A 17,507-nucleotide genomic window follows, 5' to 3' on the forward strand; every position below is an offset into this window, starting at 1 on the left:
CGGCTCGCGAGAGTCAAGGGCGGTACGACTTGAACGAAGTGAAAGGCAGCGCCTTTAGACGCCGCCGGTCGCCCTCGGCCTTATAGGCCTAGAGCAAACCACCCCTTTGAGGGGTGGTTCATGATTGGGTGCGCCGAGCATGCCCGCCGGATGATCCGAACCAAACTGATTCTTCTCTATAAGCTGCCATACTCTTCTTCACAAGGAGCACTGACGCTTCTCCGCAAGCTGCCAAGCGCAGATGTAAGCATCGAGTGTGAACGAAATGAGCAGCGCTTGTGAAGCTCGTTTGGCGCGTGGGATGCTGTGTTAAACTTGCGCCCGATATTTTGCCAGAACGCGCGGTTGCGGGAGTCTTCCGTGGTCGCGCTGCAGCAGAAGGCGCCCGGTTCGAACTTCGTTCCGGGCGCCTTCGCGCAAAGTAAAAGGAGCAGACTATGACGGCACCCGTCTTGGTAGTGGGGCACAAGAATCCCGATAACGACTCGATTAGTTCGGCGGTGGGCTATGCCTATCTGAAAAACGAGCTTGCGAAGCGGGCATGCGCCGAAGGGGAGACGCCCGAGTTCGAGTACGTTCCCGTGCGCTTGGGGCCTCTGCCGAAAGAAAGCGAGTGGGTGCTTGGTCAAGCGGGCATCACCGCGCCCGAGGCCATCGGTCATGTGCATGTGCGTGTTGGCGATGTAATGACGCAGAATCCGTATTCCATCTCGCGCGATGCGACGCTGCTCGAGGCGGGTCGCATGCTGCGCCAGTGTAATGTGCGCTCGCTGGTTGCCACGAAGGAAGACGGCAGCTACCGCGGTCTTATTACCACGCGTATGATCGCCGAGCGCTACATAGCCGCCACCGACAAGATGAACGCCGACGGGTCGAACAGCATGGCAGTTGCTGGTGACTTGATCTCGTCGCTTGGTCAGATCGTGTCCGATGTGCTTGAAGGCGAAGAAGACGTGCTGGTGTTCGATAAGGAATGCCTGTTGAAAGACGCAGTGGACGATCTGATGGAAAGCTCGCTGCGCGAAGCGGTGGTGCTCGATGACGACAGTCATTGCATCGGTGTTATCACTCGTAGCGACGTGGCTCGCGGCTACCGTCGCAAGGTTATCTTGGTGGATCATAACGAGCGTCGTCAGGCGGCACCCGGCATTGACGAAGCCGAGGTGCTCGAGATCGTCGATCATCATCGCATCGCCGATGTTTCCACCGCCAACCCCATTCTGTTTTTGAACATGCCCGTCGGCTCCACGGCCACCATTGTGTCGCTGGAATACCAGCGCTACAGTGTGAGCATTCCTGCCGGCATCGCCAAGGTGCTGCTGTCGGCACTACTTACCGATACGGTCATTTTGAAGTCGCCTACTACGACCGACATCGATCGTGAGCAAGCAAACTTCTTGGCCGATGTTGCCGGAGTCGAGGTGGTACCGTTCGGTCTTGACCTGTTCCGTGCGCGCAATGGGGAAGAAAGCCTTACGGTTGAGCGCATTGTGGGGGCTGATGCTAAGGAGTTCCAATTCGGCGACGCAACGGTGCTTATTGCTCAGCACGAAACGGTTGACCTCGCTTCGGTCATGGAGCGCGAAGACGAGATTCGCGAGCATATGCGTACGCTCAAAGACCAGCATGGCTACGAGTTCGTGCTGCTTATGGTTACCGATATCTTGGCGGAAGGCAGCCAGTTCATGTGCGAAGGCAACCGCCGTGTAGTGAACCGCGTATTCGGTATCGACTGCAAGGGTCAGGGCGGCACGTGGATGCCGGGCATCTTATCGCGCAAGAAGCAGGTTGCGGCGAAGATTCTCGGAGCGTAGGGGAGCACCGCGCCGTGCGGTGCCGCGTTTCGTTCCGCACTCGTTTTACGCCGTACGAAAAAAGAAAGGAAGCGTCTCATGAAACCCGACCGTCTGCTCGACTTGTTCTGCGAGCTTGTGCGCATCGAAAGCCCATCGCGCCATGAAGGTGCTTTTGCGGCGCGCTGCAAGCGAGAGCTGGAAGAGTTGGGGTTTGTGGTGCGATTCGACGATTCCGCCCAAAAAACTGGCTCTGATGTGGGCAATCTCATCGCCGAGTTGCCGGGTACGGCTGCGGGCTCTATCGTGTTGTCGGCTCACATGGACACAGTGGTTCCCTGTGCTGGCATCGAGCCGCTGGTGGGTGACGATGGTGTTATCCGCTCTGCGGGCGACACCATTCTATCGGCCGATGACAAGTCGGGCGTTGCGGGCATTTTCGAGGCGCTGCGCAGTGTGCTCGAATCTGGCGTTCCTCGGCCACATATCATGGTACTGCTGTCAACATGTGAAGAACTCAGCTTGCTCGGTTCAGGCGCGCTCGATGCTGACGTGCTGCCAAAGGGTGCTCCGGTGTACGTGCTCGATGCCGATGGTGCGCCGGGCACTATTATCGCTGCGGCACCGAGCCATCATACGTTGCGTGCAACGTTTACGGGCAGGGCGGCCCATGCGGGCGTCGAACCCGAAGCCGGCGTGTCTGCCATTCAGATGGCCGCAGCCGCCATTGCTGCTATGCCGCTTGGTCGCATTGACGAATGCACCACAGCCAACATGGGGCTTATTGAAGGCGGCCGCGAGGTGAATATCGTGGCCGACCAGTGCTGGCTGTCGGGTGAATGCCGCTCCTACTACGCCGATCGCGCGCTTCGCCTTCGCAATGACATCACCCAAGCGTGCAAGCACGCTGCGGCTTCGTTTGGTGGGCAGGTTGATGTGCAGTGGAAAGACGACTACGAGGCGGTGCTCTACAACGAGGATGATCCCTTGGTTCGTGACATAACAAACGCCGCGCGCGCTGCGGGCCTCACTCCGCGCATCCATCGGTCGGGTGGCGGGGCCGATGCGAACAAGTACGCTTCATACGGTGCTCGTGCAATCACGCTCGGCACCGGTATGACGAACTTCCACACCACCGACGAGCACATTTCCGTTGCCGACCTGCAAGGCGTTGCCCTTCTCGTTGAGGCGCTCATCGCCGAGGCGGTGCAGGATAAGAAAGAATAGGGAAGCACGGCCAGTTCGCTCGCTTATCTGGCGGCGCCTGCCAGCTCGGTTGCGTACTTCCAGACATCAGCCTGCTTATCTGGCGGCGCCTGCCAGCTCGGTTGTGGACTGTCAGTTCGCCAGCTTTTGCCTGCACAGCACCTGCACACCTGCTTTGGTGTCGATTTTGAAGAAATGGTGAACACGTGCGCGTCGCATTTATCCGGTTCATTCTCCACCTGCGAAAACGCATTCCTGTCGGCATAGATACGCCCGGATGCGTGGCGTTTGACAAGCCTGGTGGGGCAGAGTAAAGTACCGCCTTGCGCCTTGAAGGAGGCGTGTGTTTTCGTGTGCGCAATGAAAAAGCTTACATGAAATGCGTTGGGAAACCAGCGAAAAGGTCGTCAGGTAGAAGAAGGAGTGAGTTTTGCCTACCATTAACCAGTTGGTCCGCAAGGGCCGCCAAAAGCAGGTTGATAAGAAGAAGACACCTGCTCTGAAGGGCAACCCGCAGAAGCGTGGCGTGTGCACCCGCGTGTACACCACCACCCCGAAAAAGCCGAACTCGGCTCTGCGTAAGGTTTGCCGTGTTCGTCTCGTGAACGGCATGGAGGTCACCGCCTATATCCCCGGTATCGGCCACAACCTGCAGGAGCACTCCATGGTGCTCATCCGCGGCGGCCGTGTGAAGGACCTCCCCGGCGTTCGCTACAAGGTTATTCGCGCCGCGCTCGACTGCGCTGCCGTGAACAACCGCAAGCAGGCTCGCAGCCGCTATGGCGCCAAGCGCCCCAAGTAAGTAAGCCGTTAAGCCGCGCGGGCTGCGGAAACGTTTGACCGGAAGGGCCGGATCAAGCGGCAGCCTAATGGATGGAAATACATCCCGAAGCGCGCAGGAATGTAAGGAGAAAGCATGCCGCGTCGTGCAGCAGCAGTCCGTCGCGAAACCCAGCCGGACGCAAAGTACAACAACCGTCTTGTCACTCAGCTGATCAATAAGATCCTGCTGGATGGCAAGAAATCCGTCGCCGAGAACATCGTCTACGGTGCCTTCGACATCGTTGCCGAGAAGACCGGTGAGGATCCCTTGGCCATGTTCAAGAAGGCCATGGACAATGTTCGTCCCACGCTTGAGGTCAAGCCCAAGCGCGTTGGCGGCGCAACCTATCAGGTGCCGATGGAGGTCAACTCTCGTCGCGCCACCACACTGGCCATCCGTTGGATCGTTGACTTCTCGCGCAAGCGCAAGGAGCACACCATGAAGCAGCGTCTTGCAGCCGAAATCATGGACGCCGCCAACAACACCGGCGCTTCCGTGAAGCGTCGCGAAGACCTGTACAAGATGGCTGAGTCCAACCGCGCCTTCTCGCATTATCGCTTCTAGGGGGAACGGAATGGCTAAAATTAACCTCCAGGACACGCGCAACATCGGCATCATGGCCCACATCGATGCGGGCAAGACGACCACGACCGAGCGCATCCTGTACTATACAGGCAAAACTCACAAGATTGGTGAAGTACACGACGGCGCTGCCACCATGGACTGGATGGTTCAGGAGCAAGAGCGCGGCGTGACCATCACCTCTGCTGCCACCACGTGCTTCTGGAAGTATCCCGGCGGTGCTAAGGATGGCAAGGAATACCGTTTCCAGATTATCGACACCCCCGGCCACGTAGACTTCACGGCCGAGGTTGAGCGTTCGCTGCGCGTGCTCGACGGCACCGTGGCTGTGTTCGATGCGGTGGCTGGCGTGCAGCCGCAGTCCGAAACCGTGTGGCGTCAGGCCGAGCGCTACGGCGTTCCGCGCATCGCCTTCATCAACAAGTACGACCGCGTCGGCGCCGACTTCTTCCATGCCATCCAAACCATGCGCGACCGCTTGGGCTCCAACGCCATTGCCGCGCAGATTCCCATGGGTGCAGAAGATCAGTTCTGGGGCATCATCGACCTGGTTACCATGACTGCATGGGACTTCAAGGCCGACGACAAGGGCATGACTTACCCCGAGCCGATGGACGCTATCCCGGCCGAGTTCGCCGAGGATGCTGAACTCTATCACCAGGAACTGCTCGAGGCTGCCGCCGACTGCGACGACGACCTCATGGAAAAAGTTCTCATGGAGGAAGAGGTCACGGTCGAGGAAATTAAGGCCGCGCTGCGCAAGGGCGTCATCGAGTGCAAGGTCAACCCTGTGTTCGTGGGTTCTGCCTACAAGAACAAGGGTGTGCAGGAGCTGCTCGACGCCGTTGTTGATTACCTGCCCAGCCCCCTCGACGTTCCTGCCATCAAGGGAACCAACCCCGACACCGGAGAGGAAGAGGATCGTCCGGCCGATCCGAAGGCGCCGTTTGCGGCTTTGGCCTTCAAGATCATGACTGACCCCTACGTGGGTAAGCTCACCTACCTGCGCGTATACTCCGGTTCGCTTGATGCGGGCAGCTACGTTATTAACGCCTGCAAGGACAAGAAGGAACGTATCGGCCGTCTGCTGCAGATGCATTCCAACCAGCGTGTCGATATTGATACCTGCTCTGCGGGTGACATTGTTGCTGTTGTGGGCCTGAAGGACACGTCGACTGGTGACACGTTGTGTGCCGATGGTGCTCCGGTTATCTTGGAGTCCATGGAGTTCGCCGATCCGGTTATCGACATCGCCGTCGAGCCGAAGACAAAGGCCGAGCAGGACAAGATGGCTGTCGCGTTGCAGAAGCTTGCCGAAGAGGACCCGACGTTCCGCGTGTCCACCAACCAAGAAACCGGCCAGACCATTATTGCCGGCATGGGCGAGCTGCATCTCGAAATCATCGTCGACCGTCTGCTGCGTGAGTTCAAGGTCGAAGCGAACGTGGGCAAACCGCAGGTTGCTTACCGCGAGCGTCCAGGTCACGAAGTACTCAGCGCCGAAGGCAAGTTTGTCCGCCAGTCCGGTGGTCGTGGTCAGTACGGCCATGCGGTTATCAACATGTATCCGCAGGAGCCGGGCAAGGGCTACGAGTTCGAGAACAAGATCGTCGGCGGCGTGGTTCCGAAGGAATATATCCCTTCCATCGACAAGGGTATCCAGGAAGCGCTGAACTCTGGCGTTTTGGCAGGATATCCGGTCGAGGACGTTCGCGTCGAATTGATCGATGGCTCCTATCACGATGTCGACTCTTCCGAGGCGGCGTTCAAGGTGGCCGGCTCTATGGCCATCAAGGACGCGCTGCGTAAGTCCGATCCGGTCATTCTCGAGCCGATGATGGCTGTCGAGATCGAGACACCAGAAGAGTACACGGGGTTTGTCATGGGAGACATTCCGTCTCGCCGTGGCCTGATTCAGGGTCAGGAGCAGCGAAGCAACACGGTTGTCATCAGCGCCAAGGTTCCGCTGGGCAACATGTTTGGCTACGCAACCGACCTTCGCAGCGGTACGCAGGGCCGAGCCATGTACACCATGCAGTTCGATTCCTACGAGCCGGTACCCAAGAGCGTGATGGAAGAGATTATCAGCAAGGCTGGCGGCAAGGCCTAAGGGCGCCGCAAAAAGCTTAATTGGAGGTAAGTTAAGTGGCTAATCAGAAGATTCGCATCCGCCTGAAGGGCTACGATCATGAAATCGTGGACCAGTCCACGAAACTCATCGTCGACACCGCTCAGAAGACGGGCGCAAAGGTTTCCGGCCCCATTCCGTTGCCGACCGAGCGCAACCTGTATTGCGTGGTCAGGGGCCCGCATGTGAACAAAGACTCGCGTGAGCAGTTCGAGATGCGCACCCATAAGCGTCTCATCGACATCCTGGAGCCGACGCCGAACACGGTTGACTCCCTGATGCGTCTCGACCTCCCCGCGGGCGTCGATATCGAGATCAAGCTGTAAGGGAGGTGTGCACGCATATGATTAACGCCATCTATGGTAAGAAAATCGGCATGACCCAGTTGTTCAGCGAGGACGACCGCGTCATTCCCGTTACGGTTATCCAGGCTGAGCCGAATACGGTTTGCCAGGTCAAGACGACCGAAACCGATGGTTACGAAGCCGTGCAGCTGGGCTTTGGAGCCATTAAGCCGAAGAAGGTCAACAAGCCCATGGCGGGTCACTTCGCCAAGCAGGGCGTCGAGCCGAAGCGCTATCTACGCGAGGTTCGCACCGAAAACGCTGGCGAGTACAAGGTTGGCGACGAGCAGACGGTTGCTGCGTTTGCTGACTGCAAGAAGGTTGACGTTACTGGTACGTCGAAGGGCAAAGGCTTTGCCGGCGTCATGAAGCGTTGGGGCTTCGGTGGCGGCCCGGGCGGACACGGTGCCCACTTCCACCGCGCTCCCGGTTCCATCGGCCAGTGCGCGAGTCCGTCCCGTGTTTTCAAGGGCGTCAAGCTCCCGGGTCAGATGGGCTGCGACACCGTTACCGTTCGCAACCTCGAACTCGTGCGCATTGACGAGGACCAGAACCTCATTCTGGTCAAGGGTGCGGTTCCCGGTGCCAAGAACGGCATCGTGCGCGTCCGCATGGCTTAGAGAACTGACCTTATAAGGAGCTTATCAACATGACGACTATCGATATCAAAGACGTGAGCGGGAAGAAGGCCGGTCAGGCCGAGCTTGCCGACTCCGTGTTCGGCATTGAGCCGAATGTGCCCGTCATGCACCGGGTTGTCCGCGCACAGCGCGCATCCTGGCGTCAGGGCACGCATGACACGCGTACGCGCGGCGAAGTGCGTGGCGGCGGCAAGAAGCCGTGGCGTCAGAAGGGCACCGGCCGTGCCCGTCAGGGTAGCATTCGTTCGCCCCAGTGGGTTGGCGGCGGCACCGTGTTCGGTCCTCATCCGCGTTCATACGAGATGAAGGTGAACCGCAAAGAGGTCAAGCTGGCCATGCGCAGCGCGCTTTCTGCCAAGCTGGCCGATGGTGAGTTGGTAGTGGTTGACGGCTTCAACTTCGAGAAGCCCCGCACCAAAGACGCCGTTGCCGCTTTGAACGCGCTCGGTCTCGAGCGTCGTATCACCATCGTGATTAGCGACGACGATGTGAATACGTTTTTGTCGTTCCGCAACATTCCGACGGTGAACGTTCTGCCTGTTGGTGTAGCTAACACCTACGAACTCATCGACAACAAGGCGCTCGTGTTTACGGCCGACGCCCTGAAGCGCATCGAGGAGGTGCTGAGCTAATGAAGGATCCCCGCGAGGTTATCATTCGCCCCATCATCACGGAGCATAGCTACGACATGATGGAGAAGAACGTGTACACGTTCGAGGTGGCGAAGAATTCCAACAAGGTTGAGATTCGCCAGGCCATCGAGGCTATTTTCGACGTGACCGTCGTTAACGTGAACACCCTCAACGTGAAGTCCAAGCCGAAGCGCGTTCGCCAGCAGCCGGGTCGTACCCGTACCTGGAAGAAGGCTATGGTCACGCTGAAGGAAGGCGACACCATCGAGCTGTTCGCGTAAGCGATTCCAAACGGTTCGGCGCGCAAACTGCTAACAAGCAAGCTTTAAGCGCCGCATAAAGCCCTCCGGTGTCTTTGGGTGCCGGAGGGCTGATCTTTGCAGTTCTTGTCAAGTTCGCCTCGTAATAGCGACGGCGGCGGGTCTTTTCTCGGAAAACGCTTAGTCATTGGTATGATAGCTACGTATTTCGAATTGTGTGAGGGAGACTATGCCATCGAAACCCGATAAAGCGAATCGCGGTCGTCATGCCGCCAAAGGAAACACACCACCTGCTAGGGCAGCAACCACGAAGATTCCAGCTATGCCGCCGCAGTCCACAACTGCAATGAGGTCTGTGAGTGGCGTGCGGCAGCAGCCGCGCATTCCGCAGTTGAAAAAGAAGCGTTTTGTCGCGAAGGTGGTTGCCATCACGCTAGCTGTTGTGGTTGCACTTGCGGCTGTTGTCTATTCTGGTGTAGCACTCTACTTCAGCAGCCATTTCATGCCCGATACTACGCTTGGGAACTTTGACATGTCGCTCATGTCGTCAAAGCAAGCCGAGGACTTTATTGCCGAGCAAGTTGCCGACTATGAGCTTACGGTTACTGGCAAAGACTTTTCTGTCGCCTACACGTCAAGCGACATCGGATTGGCACTCAACGAGTCGGAAGTGGTTTCCACTGCGCTTCGCATGACGAACCCGTGGGCATGGCCGCTTGAATTACGACGCGCGCACGATGTGTCTGAAGCGTTGGTTACGACGCACGATAGGTCGCAACTTAACGACAAGGTGACGGCGGCGGTTGAGACATACAACGTCGAAGCCGAGCAGCCGGTCGATGCTACGATCGCTTATGAAGAAGACCTCGATCGTTTCGTTATCTCATCTGAGAAGGTGGGCACTGCGCTCGATCCCAAGGCGGTACTGTCGGCTGTTGATCAGGCAATCGTGACGTTTAGTAACAAACTAGAGCTAACCGAGAGCGAGCTGCTGCAGCCTGCGGTGTTCTCCGACGACGAGGCGCTGGCCGCTGCCGAAGGCGCAGCGAATGCCATGGTTGCCACGAGTTTCGATGTGACAGCAGGTGGTGAGCTAGTATTCGAAAGCGATCCAGACATGGTGGCGACATGGATCAAGCTCGATGAGAATCTGCAGGTCAGCTTTGATGACGAGGCGCTTGCTGCATGGGCGGGCGAAATCTCATCCGGATTCAGCACTATTGGCAGCACGCGCACCTACACACGTCCCGATGGCAAACAATGCACCGTTACAGGCGGTATCTACGGATGGGATGTTGATGCCGGCAGCTTGGTCGAACAGGTGAAAGCCATCGTCACTAGCGGCGAGGGCGGCACGGTTAACCTACCATACAAGCAGACTGCCGATAAGTTTGCACCGCAGGGCGAGCAAGATTGGGGCGACCGCTACGTCGACGTCGATTTGGCCGAACAGCACGTACGCTTCTTCGACGGCGGCAATCTCATTTGGGAATCCGACTGCGTGTCGGGAGCACCCGATGGCAAGAATGACACGCCCACTGGTGTGTATGTTCTCAATGCTAAGGAAAGCCCTTCGGTTTTGATTGGCTACGAGAACGGCAAGAAAACCTACGAGTCAAAGGTGCAGTACTGGATGCCGTGGGTGGGCAACCTGGTTGGCTTTCATGATGCCGACTGGCAAGCGGCCTTTGGTGGCACGCGTTACGCAGATGGCTTCGGCAGTCATGGTTGTATCAACTTGCCGGTTGACAAAGCGGCAAACTTGTACGGACTCATTCAACCGGGGGACACGGTCGTCTGTCATTGGTAGGGTGAAACTGCAACGCTTTTGCCAGTAATCTCGAACCTATGCTATGCTCATTTTTCAAGCAAACGGTAAGAGGGGTGGGTCTATGGCGTTCGTTGAATTCCGCGATGTGCGGAAGATCTACCATATGGGCGAGGTGGACGTGGCCGCCGTTGATGGCATGTCCTTCGACATCGAGCAAGGTGAGCTCGTGGTTGTGGTCGGGCCTTCCGGCTCAGGCAAAACAACGCTTCTCAACATGCTTGGGGGAATGGATTCATGTACGTCGGGTTCTATCGTACTCGATGGAAGAGAGATCGGTTCATTCTCGGAGAAGCAGCTTACTGAATATCGCCGCTACGACATCGGCTTCGTGTTTCAGTTCTACAACCTTGTGCAGAACCTGACGGCGCGGGAAAACGTAGAACTTGCCAGTCAAATCTGTGAGCATCCACTTTCTGCCGACGATGTGCTTGCGCAGGTGGGGCTGGCGCACCGTTTAGATAACTTCCCCGCGCAGCTTTCGGGTGGCGAGCAGCAACGTGTTGCCATTGCCCGCGCGCTTGCGAAGAACCCGAAGCTTTTGCTTTGCGACGAACCAACGGGTGCGCTTGACTACAAAACCGGCAAGGCTATCTTAAAGCTGCTGCAAGACACTTCTCGCAACACGGGTCGCACCGTCGTGCTTATCACACACAACTCGGCGTTTACTGCTATTGCCGATCGAGTTATCCGCATTCGTGAGGGGCGGGTTGCCGAAGTTTTGCTCAACGACCGTCCCGCATCTGCTGACGAGTTGGAATGGTAGGTGTGCATGGCGAGCTCGTTTGACAAGGAGATCGTACGCTCGATTACCGGCACGCTTGGGCGTTTCGTAGCCATCGCGGCCATTGTAGCACTGGGCTGCGGCTTCTACGCGGGCTTGCGCATGACCGCACCCGATATGGATGCATCGGCCGATCGCTACTACGATGGCACGGCGCTCATGGACGTGCGTGTGGTATCAACCTTAGGGCTCACCGACGACGATGTTGAGGCGCTGCGCCAGGTAGAGGGCGTAGATGCTGTCATGCCCGCACGGGAAACTGACGTTATGGCGACAATCGACGGCGAGCAGTACGCCGTGCGAGTGCATTCGCTGCCAGATGCTGCCGAAAGCAGCGCACAGGAAAACAACGCCACAATTGCTTCTGATGATGCGAATTATCTGAATCGTTTGACGCTCGTGGAGGGAAGCTGGCCTACGTCGGCAGGGGAGTGTGTCATTTCGTATGACCGCGTGATGAATGTGCCCACGAAGGTGGGCGACGTCGTTACTGTGACCGAAGGGGTAACAGACCTCGATGACACGCTGGTCACGCGCACGTATACCATTGTCGGCTATGTGCGTTCGCCATATTACGTGTGTTCTACGGCTATGGGAACCACGTCGCTCGGGTCGGGAACGGTGCAACAGTTCATGTACGTGCCAAACGACAGCTTTGTAGACAGCATGCCCTATACCGAAGCGTTCTGTACGGTTGAGGGTGCTGCCGACCTGAAGGATGGCAGTGCGGAATATGACGAACTCATTGGCGAGGTTATCGGCCGCATTGAGGTCATAGCGCCCGAGAGAGAACAAGCGCGACTCGACGGCTTGCGTGCTGAAGCCCAAGCCGAACTCGACAACGCGCGGGCTGACTTTGAGGCCGAGCGCGCTGACGCTACCTCGCAGCTTGACGACGCCGCCAACGAGCTTGCTCGTGCGCGTGAGCAGTTGGATGCAGCGCAGCAGCAGCTCGCTGTGTCGGCTTTGCAAATCGAACAAACCGAGCGGCAGCTTGCGCAGGGCCGTCTGCTCTACGAGCAGGGTGTGTCGCAGCTCGCTTCCCAAGAGGTGGCAGCAAAGCGCCAGCTTGCCGAAGCGGAAGATCAGCTTGGCCAGGCGCAGACAAGCTATGATGCTGCCATGGCGCAGCGCGCCAGCCTGCAGGGCGCCCTCGATCAGGTAAACGCAGCCATCGCCGCCATCGACAAGCAAATGGCCGACATGCATATGTCAAGTGTCGACGAAGCGCTCGACCAGGCGCTTGAGGCACTTGCCACGACACAGGGAATGCTTGAAGAAGCGCAGGCGGCGCTTGCTGCGGTCGATCCGGATGACCCTGGATACGCTGCTTTGAAAGCGCGAGTTGAAACGCTCCAGATTGAGGTTGACAAGCTTACCCTCGCTGTTGCCGACTTGCAGGCGCTGCAAGTACAGCGCGCCGCGCTCGTGGAGCAGGCGGCGCAACTTGAGCAGAGCATTGCCGCCATTGATGAACGCACTGCCGGTGTACCAGAGCAGCTCGCCGCTGCCCGCGCAAAGCTGTACGCCCAGCGCAATCAGGTAAACGTGCAGCTTGCTGCCGCTCAAGCGCAGCTGGCGGCTAGCAAGGTGCAGCTCGACAGTGGCACCTCTCAGCTCGAAGATGGCAAGCAACGCTACGAACAGGGTCGCTCCGACTACGAAAGCGGTCGTGCCGACTACGAAAGCGGGCGAGCCGACTATGAGAATGCCCTCGCCGAAGCCGAGTCGAAATTCGCCGATGCTGAAGCCGAGCTTGCCAGCGCACAGCGTGCTATTGATGACCTCGAGGCTCCCACCTGGCTTGTCATGGACCGCTCGAAGAACTACGGCGCGGTCAGTTTTGCCTCCGATGCCGAGCGCGTTGACCATATTGCGCGGGTGTTTCCCTTCATCTTCTTCTTAGTTGCGGCATTGGTGTCGCTCACTACTATGACGCGCATGGTGGAAGAAGAGCGCGTGCTTATTGGCACGTACAAGGCGCTCGGTTACTCGCGGGCGCGCATCACTTCGAAATACGTCATCTACGCTGCCATTGCCGCCATTGTTGGTGCCGTTGTGGGTATCGTGGTACTCTCGCTCGTGCTGCCGGCGGTGATTATGGAAGCTTACGCCATTATCTATTCGGTACCGAAGGCGCCGCCTTGCGTCGATCTGCCCATTGCGCTGCTGTCGGCGGGGCTTGGTGTCGGCGTGACGCTGGGGGCTACCTGGGCTGCGGTTACCGCTACGCTGCGCGAGCAGCCGGCCCATCTCATGCTGCCGCGCGCGCCGAAGGCCGGCAAACGTATTTTGCTCGAGCGTGTAACACCGTTGTGGCGTCGGGTGTCGTTTAGTTGGAAAGTAACATTTCGTAACCTCTTCCGGTATAAGAAGCGCCTGTTCATGACGGTAATCGGCATTGCGGGCTGCACGGCGCTGCTGCTCACGGGGCTCGGGCTACAGAACTCGATTAACGATATCATTGATAAGCAGTATGGTGAACTGGTTAGCTACAATGCGGTGGTCGTTTTCGATGAGCAGCCGGATGATGCAGTGCGCAGCGAAACGGAAGATCTCGCGCAAAAGAGCGCTTGGGCGCAGGAGTTGTCCTACATTGCCCAAGGTCCGAATCGTTCTGACATAATGGTGTCGTTGGCGGTACCGCAAGACCCCGAAGCATTCCAGGAATTGTGGACCATGCGTGAGCGTGCGGGGCACGAACCGGTGAACCTTGGCAGTGACGGAGTTGTTGTCACTGAAAAGCTTGCAAACGAACTCGGGCTGAAGCCTGGCGACGAGCTGAGGCTCGCAGAGCAAGACCAGATGGGCAACGCCACATCGCAGGTGTATGAGGCTACCATTACTGGCATCATGGAAAACTATGTGGACAACTGGGTGTTTATGGGTCCCGAAGTCTACAAGCGCACGTTCGGTGTAGCTCCCGAATATACGTCGTGTTTCGCGCACATCGATGACAGCGACGAAGCGCACGAGACCTTTGGCAGTCAGGCGTCGGCGCTTCCCGGCGTGCGTACGGTGTCGTTCAACGACGAGGTCATCGACTCGTACAAAACCATGCTGCGCAGCGTAAACATGGTTGTGGTGGTGCTGGTGGTTGCCGCTGCAGCGCTTGCGTTTATCGTGCTGTACAACCTTACGAACATCAACATTACCGAACGTGTGCGCGAGATCGCCACGTTGAAAGTGCTTGGTTTTATGTCAGGCGAAGTGAACGCCTACATCTTCCGCGAAATTACCATTCTGTCTATTGTGGGTGCGGCCGTCGGATTGGTGCTCGGCGTGTTCCTTGAAGGGTTTGTCATCGTAACCGCCGAGGTCGATCAGGTCATGTTTGGCCGCGACATCCATGCGACAAGTTTTGTTCTCGCCTTTGCGCTCACCATGGTCTTTACGGTCATTGTCATGACGTTCATGCGTCGCAAGCTGGCGAAGGTAAGCATGGTGGAGAGCTTGAAATCCAACGAGTAGAAGGTTTCGGCGGGTGGTGCGTTGCCGATCCTTCGCAGTGCGTTACAATGGCATCTTCGTTGGAACATGCAAGGAGAACTGCCCATGAAGGTTACGGAACAAAAGCTTACCGACGGCCGCATCCGGCTCGATGCCGTCGCTTCGCCCGCCGAGGTCAATCATGCATTTACGGTTGCACAGTACTTGTCATTACAAGATCTGGGCATTCGGGTGCCGCAAGGTAAGACGGCCCAGCAGGTTGCCGCAGATGAACTTCACATCAAAGATCTCGACGCTTTGGCTGCGCCGAAGGCCGCCCAGTACTTGGTGCCGTTTGCTATCGACAAGCGCAACCTTACGCCAGCGTTCATGCCTGCAGAGGTTCCTACGGGAACCATCAAGCGCGGCGAGCCGTTTGAGTTTTCGGTCACCATTACGCCGAAACCCACCTACGAGCTTGATGATTATAGTCCGGTGTCTGTTACGGTGCCCCCGTCCGATATTCCCGAAAGCGAGATCGACAAGCAGCTAGTAAACCTCGCTGAAAGCTATGCGACGTTCGTGTCTGCTGACCCACACCCCATCGAAGAAACCGATTGCGCACTTATAGCCATGGATGCCGAACAAGATGGCAAGCCGCTTCCTGCTTTACACACCGAAGGGCGCACCTACGCCATGGGAATGAACCTCATGCCTGAAGAATTCGAGCGCAACTTGCTCGGCATGCAGCCGGGTGAGACAAAAACGTTTACGGTTGCTATGCCGGGTGAGGGAGGAAAGCCGGGCGACGCAATCGAGTTCACCGTTACGGTAAAAGAGGTGCAGGACCGCAAGATTCCCGTCATCGATGATGCGTGGGTGAAAGAGAACTTTCCCATGCTGCCAGGCGTTGAAGGTGTACGCGAAAGCCTGCGCGCAACCATGAAGCAGCAGGTTGAGCAGCAGATCGATCAGATGAAGATGCAGGCCGCTGCCTCCGAAATCGCGCGGCGTTTCAAGGGCGGCATACCCGATGTGATTCACGACGCCACGCAGCGCGCGCTTGTTGACGATCTGCGTCTGCGAACGAAGGCCCAGGGTATGACCTTTGAGCAGTATATGGAACAGATGGGTGGGCAGCAAAACTTTTCGCTCATGCTGGCGCTGCAGGCGCGCGAAACTCTCGCACAGGGCTACGCGCTCGATGCGGTGTTCCGCCACGAGCGCCTGAAGGTCACCGACGCCGACGTTGCTGCAACGTGCCGCGCTATGAATCCGCAGAACCCGCAAATCGTATGTCGCGACATGGAAGATAACGGCCGCGGCTTTGCGCTGCGCGAGGCGTGCGAGCGCTACGTTGCCAACAAATGGCTCGCCGACCACGCCACCGTCACTGTCATGCAGCCAGATGCTGCGCCGGTTGCGGCAGCAGCTGCGGCTCAGGGCGAAGGTGGCGAAGGTGAGTCTGCTGTCAAATCCGAAGAGGTACCGGCTCCTGAAGAATAACCACTCAGAAGTTTCTGAGGAAACGCAGGATTGGCGGAATGAATCAGCGTTTCCTTAAAGCTCATTGCCGGGTAACCGATGTTGGTCAGTGTATTTCCAAGACCCCGGAAGAGCGCTCTTCGCTCTTCCGGGGTCTGGTTGTGTGCAGGTTATGGGCACAAAATACATTCTTGAAGTGCGCCTTCAAGCTGCGTATAATGTTCGTTTGTGTCTGGTGTGTCATGGATACACCCGGATGCGTGGACCTTCGGCGTCAGGGCGTTTGGCCTCAAACAGGCGCACGTGGCTATCGAAGCGTCCGCAAAGGCAAGGTGGGTCCTCGGGGTGCGGTTGAGGCGCGCGAGCGGGGGTCCAAGCGTAAAGGGTTTTTAGGGTTCGCTCCGTCAACGAACTCACAAGAACCCAGGAAAGGTTAGAAATGGGAGTAAAGCAGTACAAGCCGACAAGTCCCGGCCGTCGCTTCCAGTCGGTTTCGGATTTCGCCGAAATCACGTGTTCGACGCCGGAAAAGTCTCTGCTTGCGCCCCTGCCTAAGAAGGCGGGCCGCAACAACAATGGCCGCATCACCACCCGTCATCAGGGTGGCGGCAACAAGCGCCGGTATCGCATCATCGACTTCAAGCGCACGAAAGACGGCGTTCCCGCAAAGGTTGCCACGGTCGAGTACGATCCGAATCGCTCCGCTCGTATCGCTCTTCTGCATTACGCTGATGGCGAGAAGCGCTACATCCTTCACCCGAAGGGCCTGAAGGTGGGCGACGTGGTGGTCAGCGGTGTGGGTGCCGACATCAAGCCCGGCAACGCCATGCCCCTCTCTGAGATTCCCGTTGGTACGCTCATCCATGCTGTTGAGCTGCAGCCTGGCAGGGGTGCGGCACTTGCTCGCTCTGCTGGCACCAGCATTCAGCTCATGGGTAAGGAAGGAAAGTACGCCATTCTGCGCATGCCTTCTTCCGAGATGCGTCGCGTGTTGGTTACCTGCCGCGCAACGATCGGTGAGGTTGGCAACGCCGAGCACTCCAACATCCGCATTGGCAAGGCTGGCCGCAACCGCTGGAAGGGCATCCGCCCGACCGTTCGCGGTACGGTTATGAACCCGGTCGACCATCCGCACGGTGGTGGCGAGGGCAAGAACAAGTCCGCAGGTCGTCACCCGGTTACTCCGTGGGGCGTTCCCACGAAGGGTCACCGCACTCGCAATCCCAAGAAGGCTTCGAGCCGCTTGATCATCCGCCGTCGCAAGAAGTAGCGCAAAGCGTTAAGGAGTAATAGTGAGTAGAAGTTTGAAAAAAGGTCCTTTCGTTGAGCCGCGTCTTCTTGGTCGCATCGAGGCGATGAACGCTGCAGGCGAAAAGAACGTCATCAAAACCTGGTCACGTTCGAGCACCATCTTCCCGGAAATGGTGGGTCACACCATCGCCGTTCACGATGGCCGCAAGCACGTGCCGGTGTACGTTACCGAATCCATGGTCGGCCACAAGCTGGGCGAGTTCGCCCCGACCCGCACGTTCAAGGGTCACTCTGCCGACAAGGGCAAGAAGCGATAAGAAG

The 17,507-nt window shown here is 57.8% G+C and carries 15 protein-coding genes; all 15 read left to right on the top strand.

The genetic code is table 11. From position 1 onward, the window contains the following. Positions 1–437 precede the first annotated feature (437 nt). Entirely contained in the window at positions 438–1,814 is a 1,377-nt protein-coding gene (locus G7Y44_RS05595; protein ID WP_165044647.1) for a putative manganese-dependent inorganic diphosphatase, read from the top strand. Positions 1,815–1,892: 78 nt separating this feature from the next. Next, positions 1,893–3,020 carry a M20/M25/M40 family metallo-hydrolase gene (locus G7Y44_RS05600; protein WP_165248264.1) on the top strand — a complete coding sequence of 376 codons (1,128 nt, stop codon included), beginning with the start codon at positions 1,893–1,895 and terminating at the stop codon, positions 3,018–3,020. Between the two features lie 409 nt (positions 3,021–3,429). Continuing rightward, on the top strand, positions 3,430–3,801 hold the full coding sequence (gene rpsL / locus G7Y44_RS05605) for a 30S ribosomal protein S12 (RefSeq protein WP_165044651.1): 372 nt from the start codon (positions 3,430–3,432) through the stop codon (positions 3,799–3,801). 114 nt (positions 3,802–3,915) lie between these two features. Next, positions 3,916–4,386 (top strand): 30S ribosomal protein S7, encoded by a 471-nt coding sequence (rpsG, locus tag G7Y44_RS05610; RefSeq protein ID WP_165044653.1) that lies wholly within the window; start codon positions 3,916–3,918, stop codon positions 4,384–4,386. A 10-nt stretch (positions 4,387–4,396) separates the two neighbouring features. Next, positions 4,397–6,514 carry an elongation factor G gene (fusA, locus tag G7Y44_RS05615; RefSeq protein WP_165044655.1) on the top strand — a complete coding sequence of 706 codons (2,118 nt, stop codon included), beginning with the start codon at positions 4,397–4,399 and terminating at the stop codon, positions 6,512–6,514. Between the two features lie 35 nt (positions 6,515–6,549). Further along, positions 6,550–6,858, top strand: a complete 309-nt coding sequence (gene rpsJ / locus G7Y44_RS05620) for a 30S ribosomal protein S10 (protein ID WP_009138625.1) — start codon at positions 6,550–6,552, stop codon at positions 6,856–6,858. Between the two features lie 17 nt (positions 6,859–6,875). Further along, positions 6,876–7,496 carry a 50S ribosomal protein L3 gene (rplC, locus tag G7Y44_RS05625; RefSeq protein ID WP_165044657.1) on the top strand — a complete coding sequence of 207 codons (621 nt, stop codon included), beginning with the start codon at positions 6,876–6,878 and terminating at the stop codon, positions 7,494–7,496. A gap of 29 nt (positions 7,497–7,525) precedes the next feature. Beyond that, a complete protein-coding gene (gene rplD, locus G7Y44_RS05630; protein WP_165044659.1) occupies positions 7,526–8,149 on the top strand; it encodes a 50S ribosomal protein L4 in 624 nt (207 codons plus the stop codon). Next, on the top strand, positions 8,149–8,430 hold the full coding sequence (rplW, locus tag G7Y44_RS05635; RefSeq protein ID WP_165044661.1) for a 50S ribosomal protein L23: 282 nt from the start codon (positions 8,149–8,151) through the stop codon (positions 8,428–8,430). Before rplD ends, rplW begins: the two co-directional genes overlap by 1 nt. A 208-nt stretch (positions 8,431–8,638) precedes the next feature. Next, positions 8,639–10,219: a L,D-transpeptidase family protein gene (locus G7Y44_RS05640; protein WP_165248266.1), complete on the top strand. Its 1,581-nt coding sequence runs from the start codon at positions 8,639–8,641 to the stop codon at positions 10,217–10,219. An 82-nt stretch (positions 10,220–10,301) separates the two neighbouring features. After that, positions 10,302–11,003, top strand: a complete 702-nt coding sequence (locus tag G7Y44_RS05645; protein WP_165044665.1) for an ABC transporter ATP-binding protein — start codon at positions 10,302–10,304, stop codon at positions 11,001–11,003. Positions 11,004–11,009: 6 nt separating this feature from the next. Beyond that, positions 11,010–14,492 (top strand): FtsX-like permease family protein, encoded by a 3,483-nt coding sequence (locus tag G7Y44_RS05650; protein ID WP_165248268.1) that lies wholly within the window; start codon positions 11,010–11,012, stop codon positions 14,490–14,492. A gap of 84 nt (positions 14,493–14,576) precedes the next feature. After that, a complete protein-coding gene (locus tag G7Y44_RS05655) occupies positions 14,577–15,956 on the top strand; it encodes a trigger factor (RefSeq protein ID WP_165248270.1) in 1,380 nt (459 codons plus the stop codon). 418 nt (positions 15,957–16,374) lie between these two features. Further along, a complete protein-coding gene (rplB, locus tag G7Y44_RS05660; RefSeq protein WP_165044671.1) occupies positions 16,375–17,205 on the top strand; it encodes a 50S ribosomal protein L2 in 831 nt (276 codons plus the stop codon). A 22-nt stretch (positions 17,206–17,227) separates the two neighbouring features. Next, on the top strand, positions 17,228–17,503 hold the full coding sequence (gene rpsS, locus G7Y44_RS05665) for a 30S ribosomal protein S19 (RefSeq protein WP_165044673.1): 276 nt from the start codon (positions 17,228–17,230) through the stop codon (positions 17,501–17,503). Positions 17,504–17,507 lie beyond the last annotated feature (4 nt).

Origin of the sequence: Adlercreutzia sp. ZJ141 (assembly GCF_011038965.1) — a bacterium.
Taxonomy (GTDB): Bacteria; Actinomycetota; Coriobacteriia; order Coriobacteriales; family Eggerthellaceae; genus ZJ141.

Excerpts from the sequence above, each read along its gene's own strand:
- G7Y44_RS05595 (WP_165044647.1), top strand. The coding sequence starts at position 438 with ATGACGGCACCCGTCTTGGTAGTGGGGCACAAGAATCCCGATAACGAC.
- rplW (WP_165044661.1), top strand. The coding sequence starts at position 8,149 with ATGAAGGATCCCCGCGAGGTTATCATTCGCCCCATCATCACGGAGCAT.
- rpsG (WP_165044653.1), top strand. The coding sequence starts at position 3,916 with ATGCCGCGTCGTGCAGCAGCAGTCCGTCGCGAAACCCAGCCGGACGCA.
- G7Y44_RS05640 (WP_165248266.1), top strand. The coding sequence starts at position 8,639 with ATGCCATCGAAACCCGATAAAGCGAATCGCGGTCGTCATGCCGCCAAA.
- rplC (WP_165044657.1), top strand. The coding sequence starts at position 6,876 with ATGATTAACGCCATCTATGGTAAGAAAATCGGCATGACCCAGTTGTTC.
- rplD (WP_165044659.1), top strand. The coding sequence starts at position 7,526 with ATGACGACTATCGATATCAAAGACGTGAGCGGGAAGAAGGCCGGTCAG.
- G7Y44_RS05600 (WP_165248264.1), top strand. The coding sequence starts at position 1,893 with ATGAAACCCGACCGTCTGCTCGACTTGTTCTGCGAGCTTGTGCGCATC.
- fusA (WP_165044655.1), top strand. The coding sequence starts at position 4,397 with ATGGCTAAAATTAACCTCCAGGACACGCGCAACATCGGCATCATGGCC.
- rplB (WP_165044671.1), top strand. The coding sequence starts at position 16,375 with ATGGGAGTAAAGCAGTACAAGCCGACAAGTCCCGGCCGTCGCTTCCAG.
- G7Y44_RS05645 (WP_165044665.1), top strand. The coding sequence starts at position 10,302 with ATGGCGTTCGTTGAATTCCGCGATGTGCGGAAGATCTACCATATGGGC.
- G7Y44_RS05650 (WP_165248268.1), top strand. The coding sequence starts at position 11,010 with ATGGCGAGCTCGTTTGACAAGGAGATCGTACGCTCGATTACCGGCACG.
- G7Y44_RS05655 (WP_165248270.1), top strand. The coding sequence starts at position 14,577 with ATGAAGGTTACGGAACAAAAGCTTACCGACGGCCGCATCCGGCTCGAT.